This window comes from Ruegeria arenilitoris (genome assembly GCF_013030985.1).
Taxonomy (GTDB): Bacteria; Pseudomonadota; Alphaproteobacteria; order Rhodobacterales; family Rhodobacteraceae; genus Ruegeria; species Ruegeria arenilitoris_B.
On the sequence record NZ_WPYP01000006.1, the window covers coordinates 228,866 to 254,278 of the forward strand.

The 25,413-nt window shown below is 60.9% G+C and carries 24 protein-coding genes and 1 pseudogene; 6 read left to right on the forward strand and 19 right to left on the reverse strand.

What is annotated here, in order from left to right; genetic code table 11:
• Positions 1–2: 2 nt before the first annotated feature.
• The 6 genes from GOX88_RS14055 to GOX88_RS14080 form a co-directional block, all read right to left on the reverse strand.
• Positions 3–797 carry an alpha/beta hydrolase family esterase gene (locus tag GOX88_RS14055; RefSeq protein WP_170402931.1) on the reverse strand — a complete coding sequence of 265 codons (795 nt, stop codon included), beginning with the start codon at positions 795–797 and terminating at the stop codon, positions 3–5.
• A 741-nt stretch (positions 798–1,538) separates the two neighbouring features.
• On the reverse strand, positions 1,539–2,612 hold the full coding sequence (pheS, locus tag GOX88_RS14060; protein ID WP_170402934.1) for a phenylalanine--tRNA ligase subunit alpha: 1,074 nt from the start codon (positions 2,610–2,612) through the stop codon (positions 1,539–1,541).
• A gap of 70 nt (positions 2,613–2,682) precedes the next feature.
• The gene (locus GOX88_RS14065; RefSeq protein ID WP_170402936.1) at positions 2,683–4,053 is read right to left on the reverse strand and encodes a glutamate--cysteine ligase; all 1,371 of its coding nucleotides are present in this window, start codon (positions 4,051–4,053) and stop codon (positions 2,683–2,685) included.
• A 65-nt stretch (positions 4,054–4,118) separates the two neighbouring features.
• Positions 4,119–4,646, reverse strand: coding sequence for a hypothetical protein (locus GOX88_RS14070; RefSeq protein WP_170402938.1), 528 nt, complete (start codon positions 4,644–4,646; stop codon positions 4,119–4,121).
• The gene (locus GOX88_RS14075) at positions 4,643–5,491 is read right to left on the reverse strand and encodes a GNAT family N-acetyltransferase (protein WP_254443334.1); all 849 of its coding nucleotides are present in this window, start codon (positions 5,489–5,491) and stop codon (positions 4,643–4,645) included. Before GOX88_RS14075 ends, GOX88_RS14070 begins: the two co-directional genes overlap by 4 nt.
• Positions 5,488–6,213, reverse strand: a complete 726-nt coding sequence (locus tag GOX88_RS14080) for a 16S rRNA (uracil(1498)-N(3))-methyltransferase (RefSeq protein WP_170327272.1) — start codon at positions 6,211–6,213, stop codon at positions 5,488–5,490. The genes GOX88_RS14075 and GOX88_RS14080 overlap by 4 nt, the downstream gene beginning before the upstream one ends.
• Before the next feature lie 12 nt (positions 6,214–6,225).
• On the opposite strand from GOX88_RS14080, the gene ubiA reads away from it, so the two are divergent.
• The 3 genes from ubiA to GOX88_RS14095 all read left to right on the forward strand — a co-directional run bounded on the left by ubiA (position 6,226) and on the right by GOX88_RS14095 (position 9,491).
• Positions 6,226–7,188 (forward strand): 4-hydroxybenzoate octaprenyltransferase, encoded by a 963-nt coding sequence (gene ubiA / locus GOX88_RS14085; protein WP_170402941.1) that lies wholly within the window; start codon positions 6,226–6,228, stop codon positions 7,186–7,188.
• A gap of 64 nt (positions 7,189–7,252) precedes the next feature.
• The gene (locus GOX88_RS14090) at positions 7,253–9,169 is read left to right on the forward strand and encodes an OmpA family protein (RefSeq protein ID WP_170402944.1); all 1,917 of its coding nucleotides are present in this window, start codon (positions 7,253–7,255) and stop codon (positions 9,167–9,169) included.
• A 1-nt stretch (position 9,170) separates the two neighbouring features.
• Positions 9,171–9,491, forward strand: coding sequence for a hypothetical protein (locus GOX88_RS14095; RefSeq protein ID WP_170327275.1), 321 nt, complete (start codon positions 9,171–9,173; stop codon positions 9,489–9,491).
• Here the strand turns inward: GOX88_RS14095 and GOX88_RS14100 are convergent.
• From GOX88_RS14100 to pgsA, 4 genes are all read right to left on the reverse strand, one after another.
• A complete protein-coding gene (locus GOX88_RS14100) occupies positions 9,488–10,096 on the reverse strand; it encodes a hypothetical protein (protein WP_170430568.1) in 609 nt (202 codons plus the stop codon). The two genes, GOX88_RS14095 and GOX88_RS14100, sit on opposite strands and share 4 nt — an antisense overlap.
• Before the next feature lie 139 nt (positions 10,097–10,235).
• Positions 10,236–10,679, reverse strand: coding sequence for a molybdenum cofactor biosynthesis protein MoaE (locus GOX88_RS14105; protein ID WP_170402950.1), 444 nt, complete (start codon positions 10,677–10,679; stop codon positions 10,236–10,238).
• 1 nt (position 10,680) lies between these two features.
• Positions 10,681–10,926 (reverse strand): molybdopterin converting factor subunit 1, encoded by a 246-nt coding sequence (moaD, locus tag GOX88_RS14110; RefSeq protein WP_010443581.1) that lies wholly within the window; start codon positions 10,924–10,926, stop codon positions 10,681–10,683.
• 3 nt (positions 10,927–10,929) lie between these two features.
• Positions 10,930–11,598 carry a CDP-diacylglycerol--glycerol-3-phosphate 3-phosphatidyltransferase gene (gene pgsA, locus GOX88_RS14115; RefSeq protein ID WP_170402954.1) on the reverse strand — a complete coding sequence of 223 codons (669 nt, stop codon included), beginning with the start codon at positions 11,596–11,598 and terminating at the stop codon, positions 10,930–10,932.
• A 183-nt stretch (positions 11,599–11,781) separates the two neighbouring features.
• On the opposite strand from pgsA, the gene GOX88_RS14120 reads away from it, so the two are divergent.
• Positions 11,782–12,666: a DMT family transporter gene (locus GOX88_RS14120; RefSeq protein ID WP_170402957.1), complete on the forward strand. Its 885-nt coding sequence runs from the start codon at positions 11,782–11,784 to the stop codon at positions 12,664–12,666.
• On the opposite strand, the gene uvrC is transcribed toward GOX88_RS14120, so the two are convergent.
• The 6 genes and pseudogenes from uvrC to GOX88_RS14150 form a co-directional block, all read right to left on the reverse strand.
• Positions 12,663–14,537 (reverse strand): excinuclease ABC subunit UvrC, encoded by a 1,875-nt coding sequence (gene uvrC, locus GOX88_RS14125; protein WP_170402959.1) that lies wholly within the window; start codon positions 14,535–14,537, stop codon positions 12,663–12,665. The two genes, GOX88_RS14120 and uvrC, sit on opposite strands and share 4 nt — an antisense overlap.
• 290 nt (positions 14,538–14,827) lie before the next feature.
• Positions 14,828–15,610, reverse strand: a pseudogene (locus GOX88_RS14130) (SDR family oxidoreductase); the annotation flags it as partial.
• Between the two features lie 18 nt (positions 15,611–15,628).
• The gene (locus GOX88_RS14135; protein WP_170402965.1) at positions 15,629–16,591 is read right to left on the reverse strand and encodes a calcium/sodium antiporter; all 963 of its coding nucleotides are present in this window, start codon (positions 16,589–16,591) and stop codon (positions 15,629–15,631) included.
• A gap of 168 nt (positions 16,592–16,759) precedes the next feature.
• The gene (locus GOX88_RS14140) at positions 16,760–17,557 is read right to left on the reverse strand and encodes a S49 family peptidase (protein ID WP_170402968.1); all 798 of its coding nucleotides are present in this window, start codon (positions 17,555–17,557) and stop codon (positions 16,760–16,762) included.
• A gap of 113 nt (positions 17,558–17,670) precedes the next feature.
• Positions 17,671–18,432, reverse strand: coding sequence for an ABC transporter permease (locus GOX88_RS14145; RefSeq protein WP_170402971.1), 762 nt, complete (start codon positions 18,430–18,432; stop codon positions 17,671–17,673).
• On the reverse strand, positions 18,429–19,358 hold the full coding sequence (locus GOX88_RS14150) for an ABC transporter ATP-binding protein (RefSeq protein WP_170402973.1): 930 nt from the start codon (positions 19,356–19,358) through the stop codon (positions 18,429–18,431). The genes GOX88_RS14145 and GOX88_RS14150 overlap by 4 nt, the downstream gene beginning before the upstream one ends.
• Before the next feature lie 154 nt (positions 19,359–19,512).
• On the opposite strand from GOX88_RS14150, the gene GOX88_RS14155 reads away from it, so the two are divergent.
• Positions 19,513–20,622 carry a CaiB/BaiF CoA transferase family protein gene (locus tag GOX88_RS14155; protein ID WP_170402975.1) on the forward strand — a complete coding sequence of 370 codons (1,110 nt, stop codon included), beginning with the start codon at positions 19,513–19,515 and terminating at the stop codon, positions 20,620–20,622.
• Positions 20,623–20,683: 61 nt separating this feature from the next.
• Here GOX88_RS14155 and hemE read toward each other — a convergent pair whose 3' ends face one another.
• A complete protein-coding gene (hemE, locus tag GOX88_RS14160) occupies positions 20,684–21,718 on the reverse strand; it encodes a uroporphyrinogen decarboxylase (protein ID WP_170402978.1) in 1,035 nt (344 codons plus the stop codon).
• Positions 21,719–21,826: 108 nt separating this feature from the next.
• On the opposite strand from hemE, the gene hemC reads away from it, so the two are divergent.
• Entirely contained in the window at positions 21,827–22,786 is a 960-nt protein-coding gene (gene hemC / locus GOX88_RS14165) for a hydroxymethylbilane synthase (protein WP_170402982.1), read from the forward strand.
• 223 nt (positions 22,787–23,009) lie between these two features.
• Here the strand turns inward: hemC and GOX88_RS14170 are convergent, their stop codons facing one another.
• Together GOX88_RS14170 and GOX88_RS14175 are read right to left on the reverse strand one after the other, a co-directional pair.
• Positions 23,010–24,287: an aspartate aminotransferase family protein gene (locus GOX88_RS14170; protein ID WP_170402985.1), complete on the reverse strand. Its 1,278-nt coding sequence runs from the start codon at positions 24,285–24,287 to the stop codon at positions 23,010–23,012.
• Between the two features lies 1 nt (position 24,288).
• On the reverse strand, positions 24,289–25,392 hold the full coding sequence (locus GOX88_RS14175; RefSeq protein ID WP_170402988.1) for a mandelate racemase/muconate lactonizing enzyme family protein: 1,104 nt from the start codon (positions 25,390–25,392) through the stop codon (positions 24,289–24,291).
• Between the last annotated feature and the right edge of the window lie 21 nt (positions 25,393–25,413).

Consider the following 25,413-nt stretch of genomic DNA (forward strand, 5'->3'; position numbering starts at 1 on the left):
CGTCACGGATAGGTGGGGGTGCGGCCCAAAAGCTCGTCCAATTGCCAGCCGATCCAGCCATGGGGGATGAAATGCCCGCCCGGATGGGTGTCCAGCACCACCTGCCCCTGCGCGCAATCGGTCCATTCCACACGGCTGAGCGTCAGGAACGGCTTCACGCTCCAATCCCCGCGCGGGGTGGCGCCGTTGCAGTTGTACTTCTCGCGCCACAGCGCAACCGGATAGGTCGTATCGCCGCCCGGCCCAAAGGGGAAATCCATCACCGTGTCGTCCAACCCGTGCACATGGCGCACCTCGCGCGGGGCTTCGGGGCAGGCTTCGGTCTGGCGGATGCTGCCCGCAACGGCCAGCAGCGCGGCTGTGTCATTGCCGGACTGGCAGACATAGCGCCACGCCATCGCGCCGCCGAAGGAATAACCCGAGACATATATGCGTTTCGGATCAATCGGATAGCGCTTGGCCACATCTTCCAAAACCCGGTCGGCAAATGGCACATCGCCGGTATCCGCCGACCAGAAATCCCAGCTTTTGCCCAGCCCGTTCGGGGCCACCAGCAACACGCCGCGCAGCTTGGTCGCCCCAGCGATGCGTTCATGGTTCACCACCACGGTGCCCTGCCGGGACCAGCCGTGGAAATGCAGCAACACGGGCAGAGGGCTTTGCCCGTCCCAGCCCTCGGGTTCCAGCACATGATAAGAACGGTCGCCCAAGGGGCAGGCGGCATCGCCATGACACTCCCGCGCAGCCAGCGCCGGAGAGGCCATCAGCATCAGAAAGAAAATCAGTCGGTACATCATAGGCCGGAGCCTACCGCCCCCACGCCCGCTGTCACTTAACAACCCCGTGGGGGCATGTAACAAGCCGCGCTGTCTCCAGACCGCGGGGTGGCGATCCTCGGGTTGTAGTGGGCAGTTTATCTTGGCCAAGCCCATGCATCGTTCAAACGGAGTGCCTGCGGAGACAAATCGCCAGCCCGTGCGGGCGGTTTGGCGATAGCGCGGCGGCCTACGGCCTGTGCTCCGCGCTACAAACTATGAATCCATAGCGTGGACGGGCACCACGTCCAACTTACTTGAAGCTGTCTTTAATACGGTTCGGGAGGTCACGGAGCCTCTTCTGGCATGTTGAAGAAGTCAGCTCCCCTGCTTCATAAGGTAAGTGTACTGCAACGACTTGAAACCCGCCTATTCTTTGGCGACTTAGGTTACAGAAGTTGACAGAAATCTCACCTGACTCTCTCGCCATTTCATCAGCGTGCGGTGCGATTTGCTGCGACCAATGCTCTGATTCTTCAAGAACGCTAGAGAGAGCATTGACATTTAGGCAGTCAAAAGTCCTGCCATCACTCCCGGCAAAAAAGACAACTTGGTTCGATGAAAACCCGTCGGGGAACGCACTTCGGATCTCCGCAACTGTGTCCTGCCAAAGCTCGGAACATAGGCGGTCTTTTTCGACTTGCTCTGCTGTGGACAGGCTTGGGGTTGTACCAAGAACAAGCCCGAAAACCAGTTGAGCGGCATACCTCAACGAGTTTTGGTTCACCGCGACAAACCACCATGCAGGTTCGGCATATCCAGCGCTGCGAACCCGTAGTGCCGTAGCCAGCGCAGGTCGCTGTCAAAGAAGGCCCGCAAATCCGGAATACCGTATTTCAGCATCGCCAGACGGTCGATGCCGATGCCAAAGGCAAAGCCCTGATAGACCTCGGGGTCGATGCCACCGGCGGCGATCACCTTGGGGTGGACCATGCCCGAGCCCAGAATCTCCATCCAGTCGTTGCCCTCGCCGATCTTCAGCTGACCGTTATCCCACGAACAGCGGATATCGACCTCGGCCGACGGCTCGGTGAAGGGGAAATGCGAGGCGCGGAAGCGCAGTTCGACATCGTCGACCTCGAAAAACGCCTTCACAAACTCTTCCAGAACCCATTTCAGGTTCGCCATCGAGATGTCCTTGTCGATGGCCAGCCCCTCGACCTGATGGAACATCGGCGTGTGGGTTTGGTCATAGTCGGCGCGGTAGACGCCGCCGGGACAAATGACGCGGATCGGCGCGCCCTGTTTCTCCATCGAGCGGATTTGCACCGGCGAGGTGTGCGTCCGCAGCACGTGCGGCGGGCGATTGTCGCCCTCGGCGCGGTGCATGTAGAATGTGTCCATCTCGGCCCGTGCGGGGTGGTGGCCAGGGATGTTCAGGGCATCGAAGTTGTACCAGTCGTCTTCGATCCGCGGCCCTTCGGCCACCGAGAAACCCAGTTCGGCAAAAATCGCAGTCAGTTCTTCGGTCGCCTGGCTGATCGGGTGGATCGAGCCCTGACGGCGCGCGCGGGTCGGCAGGGTGACGTCCAGCCATTCGGTGCGCAGACGCTCATCCAGTGCGGCATCGGCCAACGCGGATTTCTTGGCAGAGAGCGCCGAGTTGATCTCATCCTTCAGGGCGTTCAGCGCGGGGCCTGCGACCTGGCGTTCCTCGGGGGTCATCTTGCCCAGCTCGCGCATCTTCAGCGCGACCTCGCCTTTTTTGCCCACGGCGGCGACGCGGATCGCCTCAAGCGCGTTTTCGTCGCCAGCCTCGGCGATTTGGCCCAGATATTTTGCCTTAAGATCGTCCATGACGCCCTCTGAATTTGGTCGGGAACCTGCTATCGGGCCAGCCCCGCGAATGCAAGCCGGACTGAACGGATCAGTAGCTGTATTCCGGGAACACCCGTGTCAGATCGCCATTCCAGTCGCCATTGTAGTGTTCCAGCAACTCATCGGCCGGAACTTTGCCGGTCTCAAGGCTGTCTTTCAGCGCGTTCAGGAAATGCGTTTCATCGGGCACCAGACCCCCGGCACCGGGGAAGGCGCGGGATTTCAGGCCAGCTTCTGAGATCGCAACCACTTCACGCGCCAGATCGTGCATGTTGATGGTGCCGACCTGCGCCTGCAGCCCGTCTTTCGCGGCTTCGATGCGCAGGGCTTCGCGCGTTTCCGCATCCCAGCCTTTGACCAGATCCCAGGCCGCATCCAGCGCGCCTTGGTCGTAGGTCAGGCCAACCCAGAAGGCGGGCAGCGCGCACAGGCGACGCCACGGGCCGCCATCAGCGCCACGCATCTCCATGAATTTCTTGATCCGCGCCTCGGGGAAGGCGGTGGTCAGGTGGTCGGCCCAGTCGGACAGGGTCGGCGTCTCACCCGGCAGCGCGGGCAGTTTGCCTTGCAGAAAGTCGCGGAAGGACATGCCCAGCGCGTCGATGTACTGGCCGTCGCGATAAACGAAATACATCGGCACATCGAGCGCGTATTGCACGTAACGCTCGAACCCAAAGCCTTCCTCGAACACGAAAGGCAGCATCCCGGTACGCGCATCGTCCAGATGCCGCCAGATATAGCTGCGCCAGCTTTTCTGGCCGTTCACCTTGCCCTCAAAGAACGGAGAGTTCGCAAACAGCGCCGTCGCCACCGGCTGAAGGGCCAGTGCCACGCGCAGTTTTTGCACCATGTCAGCCTCGGACCCGAAGTCGATATTGACCTGAACGGTGCAGGTGCGCCGCATCATGGCGCGGCCCATGGTGCCGACCTTCTCCATATAGTCGTTCATCAGCCGATAGCGGCCCTTGGGCATCAACGGCATCTCGTCATGGGTCCAGATCGGGGCCGCGCCCAGACCGATGAAGCCAACGCCAATCTCGTCGGCGATATCCTTCACCTCGCGCAGGTGGGTGTTCACCTCATCGCAGGTCTCGTGGATCGTCTCCAGCGGAGCCCCCGACAGTTCCAGCGCGCCGCCCGGTTCAAGGCTGACATTGGCGCCGTCCTTTTCCAGACCGATCAGCTTGTCACCTTCGCGCACTTCGGCCCAGCCGTGGCGGTCACGCAAGCCTTCCAGAACGGCCACAATGGATCGCGTTCCTTCAAACGGCAGCGGTTTCAGGGTGTCTTTGCAATAGCCGAACTTCTCGTGCTCGGTCCCGATACGCCAATCCTGCTTAGGCTTGCAGCCAGATTCCAGATATTCGGCCAGTTGCTCATGGCGTTCGATCGGCCCGCCGCCGGACTGGGGGATGGACATGAATCGCGCTCCGATCCTGATGTGTCTGTCTAGTTGGTCAGTCGTGGGGGCAAACCGCGCCAGTGTCAATGCAGCCTAAGATGTGCCGGGCGGGAGGGCGTCCGTTCCCAGATCACCACAGGATGGGCCGCGCCCCCGTTCAGTTCCGCCAGCATCTGTTCGGTTTTCAGCCCCGGCAGGGCCGAGAAGACATCGAACAAAGCTTCGGCCCCTTCGGCATTCACAGGAATGTGAAGCAATGGTTGACCCGGTTGTTCCAATACCCAATGCGCAGGCGACGCGGTCGGGTCCAGCGCCAGACGTTCGATTTCCCGCGTAGCAACCATGCCACCGTCCAATGGACCCAGATAGGTGATCTGACCTTCGTCGATGGTCACCACGCCGGGGCCACCAACACCGGTGCGGAAGCGGGCACGCTGAATGCCGATCACGGCCAACGCCACCGATACGACCACCAACACCCAGCCCATCCATCCCAGCAACCCGCCGGGGCCGCTGATCCAGCTGAGGCCGACGAGCAGCACAAGCCCGGCCACCAGCACCTCGCGCCAGCGCCACAGAGTCAGTTTGGCTTCGGGTCGGATGAAACTCATGCCGGGTCCTCGGGGTTTGTGAACAGGATCAGCGAAAACTGCCCTGCGGGTTTGAATCCAATACCCATATAGGCACGCGCCGCGGAATCAGAAGCCGCGAACAGAACCGCGCGGGACGCCCCGCCGTTGCGCGCCTCGATCAGATGCAACGCGACGGCCAGCCGGGCATAACCGCGCCCGCGAAGGTCGGGCGGAGTATAGACCCCTCCGATCTGTACGACCTCGGGCAGGCGGGCGTTGAACCCGGTCATGGCAACGGGCTGATCGTCGATCAGCAGAACCCGGTGCGAGTTGCGCTGCACATAGGCTGCAATGTCCTTTTTTGCCTGCACCCGCGCGCGTTCGGGGGCGAAATCCATCGCTTCGACAAGATAACTTTCGCGCCAGGTTTCGGGAATGGAACGGTCAACATCACCCAACGGAACTAACGTTGCCCCGGACATGTCCGGCAGGACAAGGTCATCCAATTGCAGGGTAAAGCCAGGCTCATCGCTGTTCAGGGTGGCGGGTCTGTCTTCCCAGCCCGCCAGCTGCATGATCCGGCGGGCCTGTGTCGCCTCGGATGCGACTCCAAACAGCTTGTGACCCCGGATCAGGGCAATTGCTGCGGCAAGCTCGGCATCCGAGCAATCGGGGCATTGCGCCAGCACCATGCCTTCGTTGGTGATGGCAAAAATGGCGCGCGGGCCATCGCCCAACACCCAGATGTTCAGGGATCGCGGATCATCGCCGCGCAAGCCGAAATCGCGCAGATTGGCCAGTGGGAACATCGAGGTCTGGATGTGCTGCGACAGGAACGTATCGATCTTTGGCAGATCCGCATCCGTCGCGAGTCTCCAATTCAAGACCAATCCCCCAGCGCCTGCTGCCACATGGTCAGCGATGCCACTGCCGCCGTATCCGCGCGCAGGATACGCGGACCAAGGCTGACCACATGTGCATAGGGCAGCGCCGTCAGTCGTGCGCGCTCTCGGTCCGAGAAACCGCCCTCGGGGCCGATCAGAATCGCCCAGGGCAGACCCTTTTCGTTTGCTGCCAGACGCAGGGCCGAGCCGACCTCGGCCTCGTTGCAGAACATCAGTTGGCGGCCTTCGGGCCACGCGTCCAGAACGCGGTCCAGCCGTTGCAGATCGGCGACCTCGGGCACGAAGGTGCCGCCGCATTGCTCGGCGGCCTCGACAGCGTGGGCCTGCAGGCGATCCTGCCTGATGCGTTCGGAATTGGTGAATTCGGTCTGCACCGGCATGATCCGCGCAGCGCCCATTTCTGCCGCTTTTTCAACGATGAAATCGGTGCGTGCCTTTTTGATCGGCGCGAACAGGAACCACAGGTCGGGCGGCAGTTGCAGAGGTTTGGTCTGTTCCACACAGCTCAGAACACCGCCGCGTTTGCCCGCCTCGGCCACCTCGGCCAGCCATTCTCCGTCCTTGCCGTTGAACAGGGCCACCTGCCCGCCCACGGCCAGACGCATGACACCGAACAGGTAATGTGCCTGCTCGCGCGTCAAATCTACCGATTGCCCCTGACCCAGAGGGTGCTCTACATACAGTCTGATCTTTGCACTCATGAGACGTTACATATGCAAGGCAACGCCCCAACACCAGACGGTCAGGTCGCAGATGCGGTCAGTGGCAACTGGGTCGACACACACGCGCCCGCTTTCGCCCGCCCCTACCTGCGCCTCAGCCGCGCGGACCGGCCCATCGGCACGTGGCTGCTGCTGATTCCCTGCTGGTGGGGCCTGGCGCTGGCCATCCTCAGCGATGGCACCCCGAGGTGGGAGGATTTGTGGATCGCCGTCGGCTGCGCCATCGGCGCCTTCCTGATGCGCGGCGCGGGGTGTACGTGGAATGACATCACCGACCGCAAGTACGACGGACAGGTGGAACGCACCCGGTCGCGCCCGATTCCCTCAGGTCAGGTCAGCGTGCGTCAGGCGGTGATCTGGATGGGGCTGCAATGCCTGATGGCACTGGGGATTTTGCTGAGCTTCAACCAGGCCGCCATCGCCATGGGCGTGCTGTCGCTGTTGCCGGTGACGATCTACCCCTTTGCCAAGCGATTCACATGGTGGCCACAGGTGTTTCTGGGGCTGGCCTTCAACTGGGGCATCCTGCTGGCTTGGGCGGCGCATACGGGCACGGTCGGCGTTCCCGCGATCACGCTCTATCTGGCCGGGATCGCCTGGACGCTGTTCTATGACACGATCTATGCCCACCAGGACGCCGAGGATGACGAACTGATCGGCATCAAATCCACCGCCCGGCTGTTTGGCACCGATACTGCGCGCTGGCTGAAATACTTCCTTGTGGCAACGGTCTTTCTGATGGGGCTGGCCATCATCGACGGGGCGCAGGCGCAGGCATCGGTGCTGGCTCTGGCCGTTGCCCTGGGCGGGCCGTGGGCAATGGGCTGGCATATGGCGTGGCAATTGCGCGGGCTGGATATCGAGGACAACGCGAAACTGCTGCAACTGTTTCGCGCCAACCGGGACACTGGCCTTATTCCGCTGATCTTCTTCTGCATTGCGCTGCTGCTCTGATTGCACCTGACCGCGCGGCTCTGTAAGAGTTCGCACAATCGCTTGAGGAGTCGATAAGCCGCACATGCGTTTGCCCTATTTCTTTGCCGTTGCCCTTATCTTCCTCGTCTCGGCGGGCCTGTGCCTGCTGGCCGCCAGCTTTGCGGTGACCAAGGTCGAAGAGACGTCCGAGTTCGCCGTACGCCGGGCGCTGGACCTGAAAGGGCATGACTGGGCCGAAGTGCATTCCGACGGTTTGCGCGTCGTTCTAACGGGCACAGCCACGGATGAGGCCACGCGGTTTAACGCACTGACGGCGGCGGGCACCGAAGTAGATACCTCGCGCGTGATCGACGAAATGGAGGTCGCACCCACAACCGAGCTGGCCGCGCCCCGGTTTTCTGCCGAGATCCTGCGCAACGACAGCGGCATTTCGGTGATCGGCCTGATCCCGGCCAGCGAAAACCGCGAAGCGTTGATGGAACGGCTGAGTGATCTGGACGGCGGCGCCCCGGTATCGGACCTGATGGAAACCGCAGATTATCCCAAGCCCAAAGGGTGGGACGCCGCAATCGCCTATGCCGTTGATGCTTTGAAGCGCCTGCCGCGTGCCAAAATCTCGGCCAGCCCCGGCCTGGTCAAGATCACAGCGATTGCCGACAGCCAACAGGAAAAGGAAAAGCTGGAACAGGACCTGACCCGTACAGCCCCCCCGAGCCTTCGGATCGGCCTGTCGATCTCGGCCCCGCGCCCGGTGATCACACCCTTTACCCTGCGCTTTCTGATCGACGCAGATGGTGGCCAGTTCGATGCCTGCTCGGCCCAGGACGAAAAGGCCCGGGACGCGATCATCACCGCCGCGCAAGAGGCGGGCCTGGCAGGCACCTATAGCTGCACTATCGGTCTGGGCGTGCCTTCGCCCCGCTGGTCCGAGGCTGCTGTTCTGAGCATCAACGCGCTGTCCAATCTGGGCGGTGGGTCAGTGACCATGTCGGATGCGGATATCACACTGGCCGCTGCAGAAGGCACCGATGCCGCGGTGTTCGACCGCGTGGTGGGCGAGCTTGAGAACGCCCTGCCCCCGGTCTTTGCCCTGCATGCCATCCTGCCGGAACCGGAAGTTGAGGGCGAGGAAGGACCGCCCGAATTCACTGCCACGCGCAGTCCCGAAGGGCTGGTGCAGATTCGCGGGCGTCTGGGCGACGACACCCAGCGCGACATGGTCGACAGCTATGCCCGAGCCGCCTTTGGCTCGGAACAGGTTCACACTGCAACACGCATCGCGCCCGAAGGGCTGCCGATGGGATGGCCGGTGCGCGTTCTGACCGGACTTGAGGCGCTGGCTCAACTGCATAACGGTGCGCTGACCGTCACACCGGACGATCTGGTCCTGAACGGCATCAGCCACGACCCCGACACGCGGGCCCAAATTGCAGGGTTGCTGTCCGAGAAACTGGGCGATGCACAGGAATTCACCCTGTCCATCACCTATCAGGAACCGCCCGAGCCCGCCGACAAGCTGCCCGACCCTGAGATGTGCGAGGAACGCATCGCCGAAGTTCAGGCCGGCACCAAGATCGCCTTCGAGCCCGGTTCGGCCACCGTCGCCGCCGACTCGCGCGATACGGTGAACCAGATTGCCGACATCCTGCGCGAATGTGGCCCGATCCGGCTGGAGATTCAGGGCCATACCGACAGTCAGGGCCGCGAAGAGATGAATCAACAGCTCAGCCAGGCGCGGGCACAATCCATCCTGAACGAGCTGCGCGGGCGCCGCGTGCCCACTGCCAGCTATACCGCCATGGGCTATGGGGAATCGCAACCAATCGCCGACAACGACACAGAAGAAGGCCGCGAGGAAAATCGCCGGATCGAGTTCCGCCTGATCCGCCCCGAACCGGTGGAAAACACCGAGACCGGGCTGGACGCGATCGAGGCCGAGACCATCGAGGCCGAACAGACGGACACACCCGCCTCAGATGCGGATGCAGGGGACCAGTAAGTTGAACAGAATCGAATTCATCATCGCCACCGCCATTATCCTGTTCGCGGCCTTTTGCATGGGCTGGTTCGCCAACTGGCTGGCGCACCGCCTGTCCCGCGTCCGCCAAAGCGACGTGGCCGATCTGGACCGCATGAGCCAGGAATTGCACGAGGCTGAAGAAACCCGCGATCAGGCGATCACTTACCTGCAACAGCGCGAGGCCGAGCTGACCAACCAGCTGACCCAAGCCGAGGCCGAACTCGCCGCCGCCATGGACGGCTTGCGCGCCGCGCGGCAAGAAGCCGAAGAGTTGCGCGGCCGCATCAACAACGCGGATTAATTGCGTGCCTCAAAGACACACACGTGATTCTTGAGTGTGCTTTCGGGAAATTTGCTTTTGACTTTATTGATGGCTTCAACCATTCGGCCATCGCCGAACCCACCCAGCAACATAAGGTATTTGTCCGTCACTCTGCGACTGAACAACTCGTCGGACTCAAATACGACATCTTCATAGGCGAAATCTTCGCGCGACAGCGTGTTGTTCATCTCCTGCCGGACAACCGCGTGGAAACTTTCAAAAGCCTCTAAGAAGGCAGAATAGTCAGCAATGCCTATTTTGGCGCCTAAAGCGCTCAATGCCCGACGCGCATATTGATCATAGGGTGAAAACTCCAACGGATTCGCGCAAAACAGAAACTTGGACACCATCGAACACGGCTTCCCAGTCGTTCCCCTTATCTTGCGAAACGCCTCTAGCTCACTAACAAAATCTCCGTCCGCGACGTTTACGCGGGTGCTGTATTTTTTGGTTAACTCGGCCAAACCATCCAAAACCGGGCCCCGATTGTCCGTTTTGACAGTACGCGCAAGCTGCCAGACTTTCAGAAACCTCGCGAAGCTATCAAGGTCAATGTTAGCATCAGATCTAATCTGATCGCTCACCGCTTTCTCTTGAACAAACCATGAGCGACTCGCTTCGAAACAAGCCAGTTTCAATCGGTTCTTAGGATTGTAAAATTTCAAAAAATACTCTCCAAAAATAGCACGATGCCCTGACTTTAACTAAACAAACCAGCGACCCTTACCAGCGGGTTAGTGCGTCTTCGTCCTCATCTTTGGCGGCAACCCATTCTTCACCGGTTTTGGTGATTTCTTTCTTCCAGAACGGCGCGCGGGATTTCAGGTAGTCCATCAGGTATTCTGCCGCCTCGAAGGCGTCCTTGCGGTGCGGCGCGGCCGTGGCCACCATCATGATCCGATCCCCCGGGGCCAAACGCCCGTGGCGGTGGATCACCAGCACATCCCCCAGCGACCAGCGTGATTGCGCCTCTTCGGCGATCTCGGTCAGGGCGCGTTCGGTCATGCCGGGGTAATGCTCGATCTCCATCACATCCAGATCGCCGGATGCCAGATCGCGCACGACGCCGGTAAACGTCACAATCGCGCCGTTGGCCGCGTTGCCCGCCGCGAATGCGTTGGCCTCGGCCCCCAGGTCAAACGCTTCTTCCTGAACTGCGATGCGCATCTTAGCCACCGGTCATCGGCGGGAAGAACGCGACCTCGCGCACACCGGCCAGCGAGGCGTCAAAGTCCGACAGTTCCTGATCCAACGCCACCCGCAGCGCGGACAGATCGGCAAAGGCTGCCGCATAACGGTCTTCACGCGCGCTGAGTTCGGCCACCAGATCGGAGACCGTCGCGGCCTGTGTTTCGACCTTCTCTTTCGGCAGGCCGATGCGTTCGCGCACCCAGGCGAAATACAGAACGTCCATCGGTTAGCTCTCCTTCAGATGGGGCATGGCTTTACGTAGGTAGTCATAGCCGGTGATCAATGTCAGCGTCGCAGCGATCCACAACAGCCACAATCCGATGCGGCCCGACCAGAACATCCCTTCCAGATGCCAGCGGATGTGGTTGAAGTCCTCGACCTGCCCAGTCAGAACCTGATCAATGACCGTAGGGTCCATCCCAAAGGTGGCCATGACAAAATTATGCTCGAAGATCCCCTGCGAGAACAAAACCGCGATGGCAATCATCTGCGCGGTCGTCTTCCACTTGGCCAGCTTGGTCACCTTCAGCGTGCCCGCCGTATCGCCAAGATATTCACGCAGGCCCGAGACGAAAACCTCGCGGAACAGAATCACAGTGGCAGGCAGCACCAGCCACGGCGTCCAATGTTCGGTCGAATAGCCCACAAGGATCATCAGCGCGATCACCACCATTGCCTTGTCGGCAATCGGGTCCATCATCGCGCCGATCTTGGTTTCCTGTTTCCAGGCACGGGCCAGGTAGCCGTCGAACCAGTCGGTTATTGCCGCTGTCAAAAACAGGATCAGCGCGAACCAGTCCGCATAGGGTCGAGTAAAATACAGAAACATCACGGCCAGACCGGGAGCCGCAACAAGGCGCAGCACCGTCAGGATATTGGGCAGGTTCCACTTCATGGACCGACCCTACATCGCCGGTCCGGGACAGAAAAGACGGGCTGGCAAAAAACTGGCCCGATCACAGGCAGTTGCGGGGCCAAAAGGCAAAGGGTCGCAACCGGGAACTCTCAGTCAGATACAGCTTGGCGCGCGGCGTCTTTGCGGTCAGATTGGCGGACGGCTCAGGAGCGACCGCACAGCATGACCGCACATATTCAAACCGACCCCCGATCCAACCTGATCGGCAGCGCCTGGATGATCGCCGGCATGGCGCTTTTCGCGCTGGAGGATGCGCTGTTGAAGGGCGCGTCCGCCGCGTTGCCGATCTGGCAGATTCTGATCCTGTTCGGGGCGGGTGGAACGGTGATCTTTGCAGCGGTGGCGCTGTTGCGTGGCACCAACCTGTTTCACCGAGACGTGCTGTCGCGCCCGATGAAAGTGCGGGTGCTGTTCGAGATTCTGGGGCGGCTGTTCTATGTGCTGGCGATCACGCTGACGCCCCTGTCCGCCGCCACGGTGATCTTGCAAGCCACGCCACTGGTCGTCGTCGCGGGCGCGGCGTTGTTCTTTGGCGAGGCGGTCGGCTGGCGACGCTGGAGCGCCATTCTGATCGGTCTGATCGGCGTGGTGATCATCATCCAACCGACCGGAGACAGTTTCTCGGCCCTGTCCATCCTTGCAGTGCTGGGCATGTTGGGCTTTGCCGGGCGGGATCTGGCCAGCCGTGCTGCACCTGCAACGCTTGGGACCGAGGTACTGGGGTTCTATGGCTTTCTCTGCATCGTGGTCGCGGGTCTGGCCTATCGGTTCTGGGAGGGCGCGCCGATGGCGTCGCTGGACCTACACACAAGCCTGCATGTGGGTGGCGCGATCCTGATGGGCACGGCAGCTTACGCCGCGCTGATGAAAGCCATGCGGACCGGAGAAGTCTCGGCCGTCACCCCGTTCCGCTATTCCCGGTTGCTGTTTGGTGTCGGCTTGGGCGTGGTGATGTTTGGCGAGCAGCTGGATCAGACCATGTGGATCGGAAGCGCGCTGATCGTGGCCTCGGGGCTGTATATCCTGTGGCGCGGACGAAAGGCCTAGCCCTTGTCGTGAAAGAAGTCATAGACCTTTTGCGCCAACCCGGCTGAGATTCCATCCACGGCTTTCAAGTCCGCCAGATTGGCGCGGCTGACCGCCTTGGCGCTGCCGAAATGGGTCAGCAAGGCCCGTTTGCGCGCCGCCCCGACGCCGGGGATTTCGTCCAGCGGGGTCGCCCCCACGGCCTTGGCCCGTTTCGCACGGTGCGTGCCAATGGCGAACCGGTGCGCCTCGTCCCGCAGGCGCTGGATGAAATACAGCACGGGATCGTTGCGTTTCAACGCAAAGGCGCGCTGACCGATGCGGTGGAACTCTTCCTTGCCGTGGTCGCGGTCGACACCTTTGGCAACGCCGACCATCGGGATGTCTTCGACACCATGTTCAACCATGATCTCATGCACCGCACTCACCTGTCCGGCGCCGCCGTCGATCAGCAGAAGGTCGGGCCACATGCCCTTTTCGCGATCCGGGTCTTCTTTCTGCAAGCGCGTGAAGCGGCGGGTCAGAACTTCTTTCATCATCCCGAAGTCGTCACCCGGTGTCAGATCATCCCCGCGAATGTTGAACTTGCGATAGGCGTTCTTCATGAACCCCTCGGGGCCCGCGACGATCATGCCGCCCACCGCATTTGTGCCCTGAATATGAGAGTTGTCGTAGACCTCGATCCGGCCCGGCGGGTTTTCCAGGTCAAACGCCTCGGCCACACCGCGCAGCAGCTTGGCCTGCGTTGCGCTTTCCGACATGCGGCGGGCCAGCGACTCGCGCGCATTGCGCAGGGCTCCGGCAACCAGTTCCTGTTTCTCGCCGCGTTGAGGAACTAGGATTTCCACCTTGCGGCCCGCCTTTTCAGACAGAGCCTCCTGCATCAGATCGGCGTTCTCGATCCCATCCGACAGGATCAACTGACGCGGCGGTTCCTTGTTGTCGTAAAACTGGCCAAGGAACGCCTCCATAACCTCAGCCGGGGACACATCGGCCCCAACCCGAGGGTAGAAATCCTTGTTCCCCCAGTTCTGGTTCGCGCGGATGAAAAACACCTGCACACAGGCCTGCCCGCTGTCCATGTAAAGGCCGATCACATCCGCCTCGGCCACGCCGCGCGGGTTGATGCCTTGCGAGGTCTGCACCTGCGTCAGCGCCCGAATACGGTCGCGCAGACCGGCGGCACGTTCGAACTCCATTGCCTCGGAGGCGGCCATCATCTGCTCGGCCAGCTCCTCCTGCACCTTGGTTGAACGCCCCGACAGGAACCGTTTCGCATCCCTGACGCTTTCGCGGTAATCATCCTCGGAAATCAGCCCGACACATGGACCGGAACAGCGTTTGATTTGGTAAAGTAGACAGGGCCGTGTGCGGCTGTCGAACATGGAATCCGAGCAGTTGCGCAGCAGGAACGCCTTTTGCAGCTGGTTCAGCGTCCGGTTCACAGCACCTGCGCTGGCGAAGGGACCGAAATAGGCGCCCTTCTCTTTCTTCGCCCCACGATGCTTCTTGATCTGCGGGAACGCATGATCCTTGGCGACAAGAATATTCGGAAAACTCTTATCGTCCCGCAACAGCACGTTGTACTTGGGCTTGAGCTGCTTGATCAGGTTCTGCTCCAGAAGCAGCGCCTCGGTCTCGGTCCGCGTGGTCAGGAACATCATCGAAGCGGTCGAGGCGATCATCTTCTCGATCCGCCCGGAATGGCCCGGGCGCGTATAGTTCGACACCCGCGCCTTCAGGTTCCGCGCCTTGCCCACGTAAAGAACTCGGCTGTCGGAATCTAGCATCCGATACACACCGGGCGAGCTGTCCAGCGTTTTCACGTAACGCTGGATACAAGCATAGCCGGTGGGCTGAATGTCCGGATTCGATTCGTTCTGGATCGTCATGGGCCTGAGATATGATTCCCTGACCATGGCTGCAATCTTGAGGGCCCCAGATCAAGAGAAAACAAATCCACGGTTTCTGTGGATAACTATGCAGATAAGTTTCCGGGAGAGGCGAAATCCCCTTGCATACTTGGAGATTCATTAAGTTGCACAAAAATTAGGCACATTACTAAGGCGTTGTTTTTAATTAACTTTATTTTGTGCACAAGGCAAGTATATGAAAAAAAAGACATTTTTGTAACGGGCAGGTAACGGAAGTGCGAGCAGTGCAAAACTTGCAGCGATTATGTCTATTCTACGCCCAAAACATCTGGGGTTTGCCAGCCCAGATGCTGCCCTCCATCCACGCACAATAGCTGCCCGGTAACCGCGTGCGCGTCCAGAAAATACCCCAAGGCAGCAGTGATATCCGAGGGGTTCGCCCCGCGCTCCAAAACCGTGTTGGCGCGTTGTGCCCTAAAGTGGTCTTCGGATTGCCGATGCCCCTGAATCGTCGGACCGGGGCCAATCGCGTTGACGCGGATCGCAGGGGTCAGCGCCTGCGCGGAAGTCCGGGTCAGCGCCCACAGGCCCATCTTGGCGATGGTGTAGGACATGAACTCGGGCGTCAGTTTGCGCACCCGCATGTCGACCATATTGACGATCAGACCGGTGGCGACGGGCTCGCCCGCCTCATCCGTAGCGGGCGTCAGACCCTGTTCCGCCATCGCCTGCGTCAGCACGAAGGGCGCACGCAGGTTGCTGTCCATATGCCGGTCCCAGCTTTGCCGAGTGGCCGTGCGGATATTGTCGTATTCAAAGATCGAGGCGTTGTTGACCAGACAGGTGATCGGCCCGCCCAGCAATTCTGCCGCACGGGGCAGCAGCGCGCTGACCTGTGCCTCGTCCAGCAAATCGGCCTGCAAAGCCACCGCCTTGCGACCCAGGGCCTGAACCTCGGCTACGGTCTCTTGCGCGGGTTGCTCCGAGGTCGCGTAATGCACGGCGACGTCATAGCCGCGGCGCGCCAGATACAGCGCCATGGCCCGTCCAAGGCGAATTCCGGCACCGGTCACTAACGCTCGGGTCATGGACGCTTCCTCTTGATCAAATCACGCCAGCAACACGACGACGTAGACTGCATATAGCAGGGTCAACACGAAACCCCAGGTGCGTGTGATGTCCTGTTTGAAAAACACGAACGGGGCCAGCAGCAGCGAGGCACCCAGCATCACCCACAGGTCGAACCGCAGGAATTCCGGATCTACGGGAATCGGTCCGACCAGGGTAGCAATCCCGACAATGGCCAGCAGGTTGAACATGTTCGACCCGATCACATTGCCCAGCGCCACATCCGCCTGCCGCCGCAGCGCCGCCATCACTGTTGTCGCCAGTTCCGGCAAAGATGTCCCGACCGCAACCAGCGTCAAGCCGATCACTGTTTCGCTGACGCCGTAGGTGAGGGCGATGACCGTGGCATATTCGACCAGAAGATGCGCGCCCATTGGCAGGCCGATCAGGCCCAGCACCAGATAGACCGAGATCTTCCAGTAGGCCATGTTGGGGTCGGCCTCTTCCAGACCGTCCAGTTCCTCATCCTCGGCGCAGGCTTGTCCGCAGGCTTTGCGGTGGGCGTGCGCCTCGCGGAAGGCGTTCCACAGGATCAGAGCCAATGCCGCCAGCAGGATAGCGCCGCTGACCAAGGTGAACACGCCGCAGAAGGCCAGACCGATGAACAGCACCGAGGCCAGCAGCATGAAGACATAGTTCCTGCGGCTGTTGCATTCGCTGGTGTGCAACGTCGACAGCAAGGCCGGTACGCCCAGAACCAACAGGATATTCGCCGTATTCGACCCAACCACGTTACCCAGTGCAATGCCCGGCGCGTTTTCCTTGATCGCGCTGATGGCAATCAAAAGCTCGGGCGCCGAGGTGCCAAAGGCCACGATCGTCAGGCTGACGATCAGCGCGGGCACGCCCATGCGCAGGCTCAGGTTCACCGCGCCGCGCACCAGCGCGTCGCCTGCCAGCAGCAGGATCAGCAGACCGAGGCCGGATAACAGCCATGCCGTCATGTACGGCCTCCTTTTTCGCAGGCACACGGGCCTTTGCCGATCCTGAACCGTCCACAGCGCGGGCATCTTGAGGATTGCAACCGCTTCTGCCCCGGAAAGCGCAGCTTGCCGAACATCGCCAGGACTCCCATGGCGATCAGGAAAAGGGTGACAATCTTGATAATCACGTCACAAACCGAAACGCGCGTAGGCGGCGCGCTCCTCAAGCCCGGCGATGGCATCCTGCGCCAGTGATGCGCCAAACCGCGACCAGATCGGTTTGCGCAGCCCATAGCGGCGGAACTTGACCTTGTCGCCAAAGCGTTCCTGCATATTGGGTTTCAAATGCGCGATACCGTCGATCAGACCCAGCTCCTGCGCCCGTCGCGCCAGCCAGATTTCACCGGTGAACAGGTCCTGGCTTTCGTCCAGCTTGCCGCTGCGCCGAGTTTTGACATGGGTGATGAAATTTTCGTGGATATCAGCCAGCAGTCCTTCCAGCCGGGCGACATCCTCTTTCTTTTCAGGCGAAAACGGGTCGAGCATGGATTTCGACTCGCCCGCCGTATGCACGCGCCGTTCGATCCCCTGACGTTTCAGCAGCACATGCGCGCCAAAGCTCGACGATATCACCCCGATCGAACCCAGAACCGAGCTGTCATCGGCATAAATCTCATCCGCAGCGGCGGCCAGCCAATAGCCACCCGAGGCTGCCACGTCCTCGACAAAGGCGATGACAGGAACATCCAGTTCCTCGGACAAGCGCCGGATACGCGCGCCGATCAACGAGCTTTGCACCGGTGAGCCACCCGGCGAGTTGACCTCGAGCGCGACGGCGGCAGGTTTTCCCTTGCGAAAGGCTTTTTCAAGCACGGGGGCCAGCGCGGTGTCGGACATCGATCCACGTCCGGCCATCCCGATGGCACCGGACAGGCGCACAACGGCCACGCAGGGTTGCTTTTTGAGAAACGGCAGGCTGAGTTTCATGGATGCCGATGTAGAGTGCACCCAACCGGTAAACAAGGGACCGTTTGGCCGATAGTGGTGACGTGAACACATTTCCCAAGGTCAGTGGGCAAAAATGCAACGCCCGACACAGCCTAGCTGCGAATGCGCCAACCGGTTTTGAAGATCCAGCCGATGATGCCCAGGCACAGGCCGGTAAAGGCCAAGATGGCCAGCAGGCTGAACCCGATCGGGACATCCGCCAACCCGTAGAACGACCACCGAAAGCCCGAAATCAGATAGACCACAGGATTGAACAACGTGATGGTCTGCCATACTGGCGGCAGCATGGACACGGAATAGAAAGTCCCGCCCAGAAAGATCAGCGGCGTCACCACCAGTTGCGGCACCAGCGACATCTGTTCAAAGTTGCTGGCCCAGATGCCTATGATGAACCCCAGCAGCGAAAAACTGAGGCAGGTCAGGATCAGAAACACCGCCATCGCAAACGGGTGTTCGATGCGTAAATCCACGAAAAATGAGGCCGTTACGAGGATGACCAATCCCACGAACAGCGCCTTGGTCGCCGCTGCTCCGACATATCCGATCACGATCTCGATAAAGTTCACCGGGGCGGAGAGCAGTTCGTAAATCGTGCCCAGAAACTTGGGGAAATAGATACCGAAAGACGCATTGGAAATCGCCAGCATCACCACCGACAGCATGATCAGCCCCGGCACGATGAAGGCACCGTAGGACACCCCTTCGACCTCTTGAATACGGCTGCCGATGGCGGTGCCGAAGACCACGAAATACAACGAGGTCGACAGGACCGGAGACAGAAAGCTCTGCGCCAATGTGCGGAAGAACCGGGCCATTTCGAACCGGTAGATGGCGGCGATAGCGGACCAGTTCATGCGGGCTCTCCGGACACAAGATTAACAAATATCTCTTCCAGACTCGACTGGCGGGTTTGCACGTCGCGCAACACCAGCCCCGCCTGTGCCACGTCATTCAGCAACGTGGTGATGCCGGTGCGGTCGGCATGGGTGTCATATGTATAGACCAGCGCATCTCCATTTCCGTTCAGCACCAGATTATGCTCCGCCAGACTGCCTGGGATGGCCTGGATCGGTTCAGTCAACATCACCTCGAGCTGTTTTTTGCCCATCTGCGCCATCAGCGTGTCCTTGTCCTGCACCAGCAGCAACTCACCCTTGTCGATGACGCCAATCCGGTCGGCGATGGCCTCGGCCTCTTCGATATAGTGGGTGGTCAGGATGATAGTGACGCCGGCCCGTTTCAGCTCGGCCACGATCTCCCACATATCCTTGCGCAGTTCGACATCGACGCCGGCGGTGGGTTCGTCCAGAAACAGAACACGCGGTTCATGCGACAGTGCCTTGGCGATCAGCACCCGGCGCTTCATGCCCCCCGACAGTTCCTTGATCGCGTTCTTACGCTTGTCCCAAAGGGACAGCTTGCGCAGAATCTCTTCGATCCGCGCGTCATTGCGGCCCAGCCCGAACAACCCGCGCGACAGCCTCACCGTGTTCCAAACCTTTTCGAACGGCTCCAGCGCGATTTCCTGCGGCACCAGACCAATCATCCGGCGCGCGGCGCGAAACTCGGCCTGAATGTCATGACCACCCACCGTCACCGACCCCGAGGTGGGCGTGGTGATCCCGCAGATGGTCGAGATCAGCGTCGTCTTGCCTGCGCCATTCGGCCCCAACAGCGCCAGAATTTCCCCCTGCTCGATGTCCAGTGACACGCCTTTCAGCGCCTCAAAGCCGTCGGCGTAGGATTTGCGCAAATCCTTGATCGAAAGAATGGTCGTCATGCAAGTTCCCCGTTCTGGCGGCGACCCTACCCCGGCCCACCGGCACAGAACAGGCCAATTTCGCACAACGTTCTGCGCTTTTTTGCGGGTTTGACCTCTGGCCTTGCAATTTGCCAGCGTTCCCGAAACCCTGCCTTTAATCGAAGGGGGGACTATGCTGAACGGTATTCGGATCATTGAAATCGAGGGGCTGGGCCCTGCCCCTTTTGCCGCCATGCTGCTGGCGGATATGGGCGCCGATGTAATCACCATCCACCGCAAGGGACAGGCTGCAACGCCTGGGATGCCCGAACGCTCGATCCTCGACCGCGGCAAACGGTCGATTGATCTGGACCTGAAGGACCCAAGCGATCTGGAGATCGCCAAACGCCTGATTGCCTCGGCCGATGCGCTGATCGAAGGTTTCCGCCCCGGCGTTATGGAAAAACTCGGCCTCGGTCCGGAACCCTGCCACCAGATGAACCCTGGGCTGGTCTACGGCCGGATGACAGGCTGGGGCCAGGACAGCCCCCTTTCGGACACAGCCGGGCATGACCTGAACTACATCGCTCTGTCCGGTGCGCTTTGGTATGCCTCTCCGCCCGGCCAGCCACCGCAAACCCCGGCCACCCTGGTCGGCGACATTGGCGGAGGCGCCATGTATCTGGTCGCGGGCCTTCTGGCCGGGCTGCTGAATGCGCAGAGAACGGGCCAGGGCACCGTGGTCGATGCCGCCATCTATGACGGTTCAGCCCATATGATGAACCTGCTCATGAGCCTGAACCAATCCGGCAACCTGTCGGAAACCCGCGGCCAAAGCCTGCTGGACGGCCCCCATTGGAGCCGTACCTACATCTGTTCCGATGACGGCTTTGTGACGGTTCAATGCCTCGAACCCAAATTCTACGCACTGTTTCTGCAGAAAATGGGCTTGTCGGATGACCGTGACTTCCAATTGCAATTCGATCCGGCGACCTGGCCCGCACTCACCCAACGCTTGTCTGACATCTTCGCCGGCAAACCGCGTGACCACTGGGCGGATCTCTTCAAAGGCACCGACGCCTGCGTCGCGCCGGTCCTCAGCCCGACCGAAGCACAAGCACACCCAATGAACGGCGCCCGCCAGACATGGCGCAAAACAGATGGCACCCTACAAGCCGCCGCTGCACCCAGATTCTCGACCTCAGAATGGCAGCCCGAACCCAGCCCTGCCCGCGGAGAACACCGTCAGGACATCCTGAACGAACTCAACGCACAGCGGACACCCGCCTCTTCATCTGGCTAGAAATACCTCGGGGGATGAATTGGCCGCAGGCCAAGAAGGGGGCTGCCCCCCCTTCCTTTGCTTACCGCCCGCGCACCGTGTCGATCATCAACTGCACGTTTTCCGGATCCGCATCCGGCGTGATCCCGTGACCGAGGTTGAAGATATGCGGTCCCTTCGAGAACGCCTCGACAATGCGCCGCGTCTCATCCACTAGGGCCTGCCCGCCGGTCACCATATGCGACGACGCCAGATTGCCCTGAACGCAACCATCCGCCTGTACATGCTCGGCCGCCCATTCCGGCGACACCGAGTTGTCCAGCGCCACACAATCCACGCCGGTTGCCTTGGCGAAACCGATATATCCGTCACCCGCCTCACGTGGGAAGCCGATCACCGGGATACCGGGGTGGCGTTCCTTGATGGCTTGCGTGATCACCCGGCAGGGCTCGACCGCATATTTCCGGAAGGCATCGCCTTTCAGCGACCCGGCCCAACTGTCGAAGATCTTGACCACCTCGGCCCCGGCCTCGATCTGGGCCGACAGGTATTCGATCGTCGCCAGCGTGATCCGCTCCAGCAGCGCCTCGAACAGGGCGGTGTTTTCCTCGCGCAGCGCATGGGCGGGACCCTGATCCGGCGTGCCACGCCCGGCGATCATATAGGTCGCAACCGTCCACGGCGCCCCCGCGAATCCAATCAGGGTGGTCTCGGACGGCAACTCCCGCGACAGGATGCGCACCGTCTCATAGACCGGCGAAAGGGTCTCATGAATGGCGTCAACCGGTTTCAGCGCGTCGAATTCCGACTGCTGCGTGATGGTCGACAGGCGCGGGCCTTCTCCGGTGACGAACCACAAATCCGCGCCCAGCGCCTGCGGTACCAGCAGGATGTCGGCAAACAGAATCGCCGCGTCGAACCCATAGCGGCGGATCGGCTGCAGCGTCACCTCAGCCGCCAGTTCCGGGTTGTAGCACAGCGAAAGGAAATCCCCTGCCTGCGCCCGTGTCGCCCGGTATTCCGGCAGATACCGCCCGGCCTGGCGCATCATCCAGATCGGCGGCACATCCTGTACCTCGCCCGCCAGCGCCCGCAGCAGTTTCTTTGTCTCGGCCATCTTTTGCCCCCAATCATCCGGTTTGCCGCAACGGGTCTTCCTTCGGCGGCAATTTGTCAAGCCATGCCCCCATTGTCAGGGCAATGTGACGCGACTAAAGCTGTGCGCATGACACTGACCCTGCCCTCCCCCGACTCACCGCTCAAGATCGGCACCCGTGGCTCACCCCTGGCGCTGGCACAAGCCTATGAAACCCGGCAACGGCTGGGAACGGCATTCGACCTGCCCGAAGAGGCGTTTGAGATTGTGGTGATCAAGACCACCGGTGACAACCGCGCCATGATCGACGCGGACCGCCCGCTGAAAGAGATCGGCAACAAGGGCCTGTTCACCAAGGAAATCGAAGAGGCGATGCTGCAGGGCGATATCGACATCGCCGTGCACTCCACCAAGGACATGCCGGTAGAACAGCCTGAGGGTCTGGTGCTGGACACCTTCCTGCCGCGCGAGGATGTGCGCGATGCGTTCATTTCACCCAGCCTGAACTCGATCCACGACCTGCCGCAGGGCGCGGTGGTCGGTACGTCATCGCTGCGCCGCCGCGCGCAACTGCTGAACCGGCGGCCTGATCTGAACGTGGTTGAATTTCGCGGCAATGTTCAGACCCGCCTGAAGAAACTGGCCGACGGCGTGGCAGATTGCACCTTTCTGGCCATGGCCGGCATCCGCCGTCTGAACATGGAGGACGTCCCGGCCACGGCAATCGCGCCCGAAGACATGCTGCCCGCCATCGCGCAGGGCACGATCGGCATCGAACGCCGCAGCGACGATTCCCGTGCTGCGGGTATGCTTGAGGCGATCCACCACGCCGAAACCGGCCAGCGCCTTGCTGCGGAACGCGCCTTGCTGGCGGCGCTGGATGGCTCGTGCGAAACCCCCATCGCCGGACTGGCCGAGATACTGGACGGTCAGCTGCGTCTGCGCGGCGAAGTTCTGCGCCCCGACGGGTCCGAGGCAATATCCGAGGACATCACCGGCGCGATTTCCGACGGCGCCGAGATGGGCCGCGCCATGGCTCAGACCCTTCTGGAACAGGCCGGGCCGGGCTTTTTCGACTGGAGAAGCTAGGAAATTTGTTGAATGTGAACTACTTCACTGTAACCGGGGCGAAAATCAGGCAAACAAGTATCAGACTGGTTGTATTGCTGGTTCGGTCTCGAATATGTCGAAAAGTTTTTGTTCAGTATACTTGATTAAGTGGTATTCGAGGGGGCGAGACTAAACGAGTTACCAGTTGGTAAGGGCCGCTGTCACATTATGACAGCGGCCCGTTTTATTCCGGGGCAGCATCTCAGACCGCGCTGATCGCCTGCACGGCCTGATTAACCGCTGAACGGGTCTGTTCCAGATCCGCTTTAGTCACCGCCAGCGACGGATAGAGCTTGCCCGGGGATTTGAAAATCCCATGCGCGCGCAACGTATCGTTGTAAAGGGTATTGCGGCTGGGGTCGTCATGTTGGGCGCTGCGGTAATCGCGGCAGGCGGCATTGGTAAAGTAGATGTCGAACAGCGTCTCATCCCCGACGACCTGATGCGCAATACCGGCTTCGGTCAGGGCCTCCACCTGCATCCGCTGCAATTCCGCCCCGGTTGCGCGGAGCTGATCATAAACGCCGTCACGTCGCAGAACTTCCATTGTTTTCAGACCCGCGACCGAGGCCACCGGGTTGCCTGACAGGGTGCCTAGCTGCATCAGCCAGCCCTCCTCGCCCACTTTTGCCTTGTTGAAATGCTTCATGATTTCGGCGCTGGCGCCCAGCGCGGCCAGAGGGAAGCCACCACCGATGATCTTGCCCAGCGTACAGATATCGGGCGTCACCCCGTATCTTTCCTGCGCGCCGCCATAGGCCAGCCGGAACCCTGTGACGATCTCATCAAAGATCAGCAGAACATCATGCTTGTCGCACAAGTCGCGCAGCCCCTGCAGATAGCCGGGCAGCGGTGGAATGATCCTCTGCAGCGGTTCCACCATGATCGCGGCGATGTCGTCATGTTCGTCCAGTAGCGCCGCGACAGCCTCAAGGTCGTTATAGGGCGCGATCAGCATCTGTTCGGCCACGCTGTCGGGAATACCGGCGCTGTCCGGCACCGCCTGAGGGAAGTTGACCCGACGGCTGGGGGCAAGGCTCATCTGCGCCTCGGCGCTCATACCGTGATAGCCGCCTTCGAATTTAAGGATCTTGTTGCGCCCGGTATAGGCGCGGGCCAGACGGATAGCATACATGTCCGCCTCACCGCCCGAGGCGACAAAGCGGACCTGTTCGCAGCAGGGCACGGCCTCGACGATGGCCTCGGCCAGCTCGATGCCCTTGGAATTGTTGGCAAAGAAGGTCATGCCCTTGGGCAGTTGCTCCAGCACGGCCTCCATCACCTCGAGGTGGCCATGACCCAGCAGCATGGGGCCAGAGCCGATCAGGTAGTCGATATATTCATTGCCGTCCTCGTCCCAGACATGGCTGCCTTCGCCGCGGGCGATGATGATACCGGGGTCAAAATTGCCAAATCCCCCGGCGGGCAGAACCTCATTCGCGCGGGTGATCCATTCGGATTGAGTATTGATCTTCAGCATCTCACACGATCTCCAATATCGGGGAACCAAGGATTTCGGGGTCAGGGGTCACACCTAACCCCGGACCTTCGGGCGGGGCAATCCGACCCTCTTCACGGTTTGGTGCGTGCGGGCATATGCGCGGTGCAACATAGGACGACAAATCGCAGGTGTTCAGCAGCGATCCGTGCGGGGTCGAGGCCGCAAAGTGCAGCGAGGCGGCGGTGACGATGTCCGAGCCCCAGGTGCATTCGGCACAAATCTCAGCGCCCAGGTGCACGGCCAGGTCCCGCGCCCGCCGCATGGCCGACAGCCCGCCGAATTTCGACAGTTTCAGCGCGACGGCATCCATACAGCCAAGCTCATGCGCGCGCAGCAGCGAGGCCAGATCGTGGGCGTTCTCGTCGATCTTCATCGGCAAGCCTGTGGCCTGCCGGACGGCTGCACAATCTTCGAGCGTTTTGCAGGGCTGTTCCAGCATCACGTCCAGATGTGCCACAGCCCGTCCTGTCCGCGTGGCCTGCAGGCGCGACGCGCCACAGTTCCAGTCGCCATAGACCAGCGGCCCCGGTCCCACGGCCTCGCGCACCTTGATCAGGCGTTCGGCATCGGCCTGCCAGTCGCCTTCCACGCCCAGCTTGACCTGAAACTGCCGGATGCCGGTCTGGTAAGCGGTCTGGGCGATGCGGGCCATCTCATCCGGGGCGATGCAGGTGATCGAGTGGTAGAGTGGCATGTCTTTCCGCGTCCGCCCACCCAGCAACGCATAGATCGGCTGGCCGGTGGCCTGCCCGAAGAGATCCCACAGGGCGATATCAACGATGGACTTGGCATAGCGGTGCCCCTGCAGGAACCCGTCCAGCTTGCGCATTGGCGCGTCGGCACCAAACGGCGAGATGCCCAGGATTTCCGGCCCCATTTCCGTAATCGCACCCGGCACGCCACCTGCATAGGCGGGCAGGTAATGCGGGATCGGGCAGACCTCGCCCCAGCCTTTCAGGCCGGTATCCGTTTCAAGACACAGCACATGAGTGGTCACGGTTGCGCAGGTCTTACCCTCAGCCATGTGGTAGGTTGCATGGCTGGTCAGGTCGACGGACCAGAGGGTTATCTTGTTGATCTTCATTCGACCCGTCCTTTGCGTTTT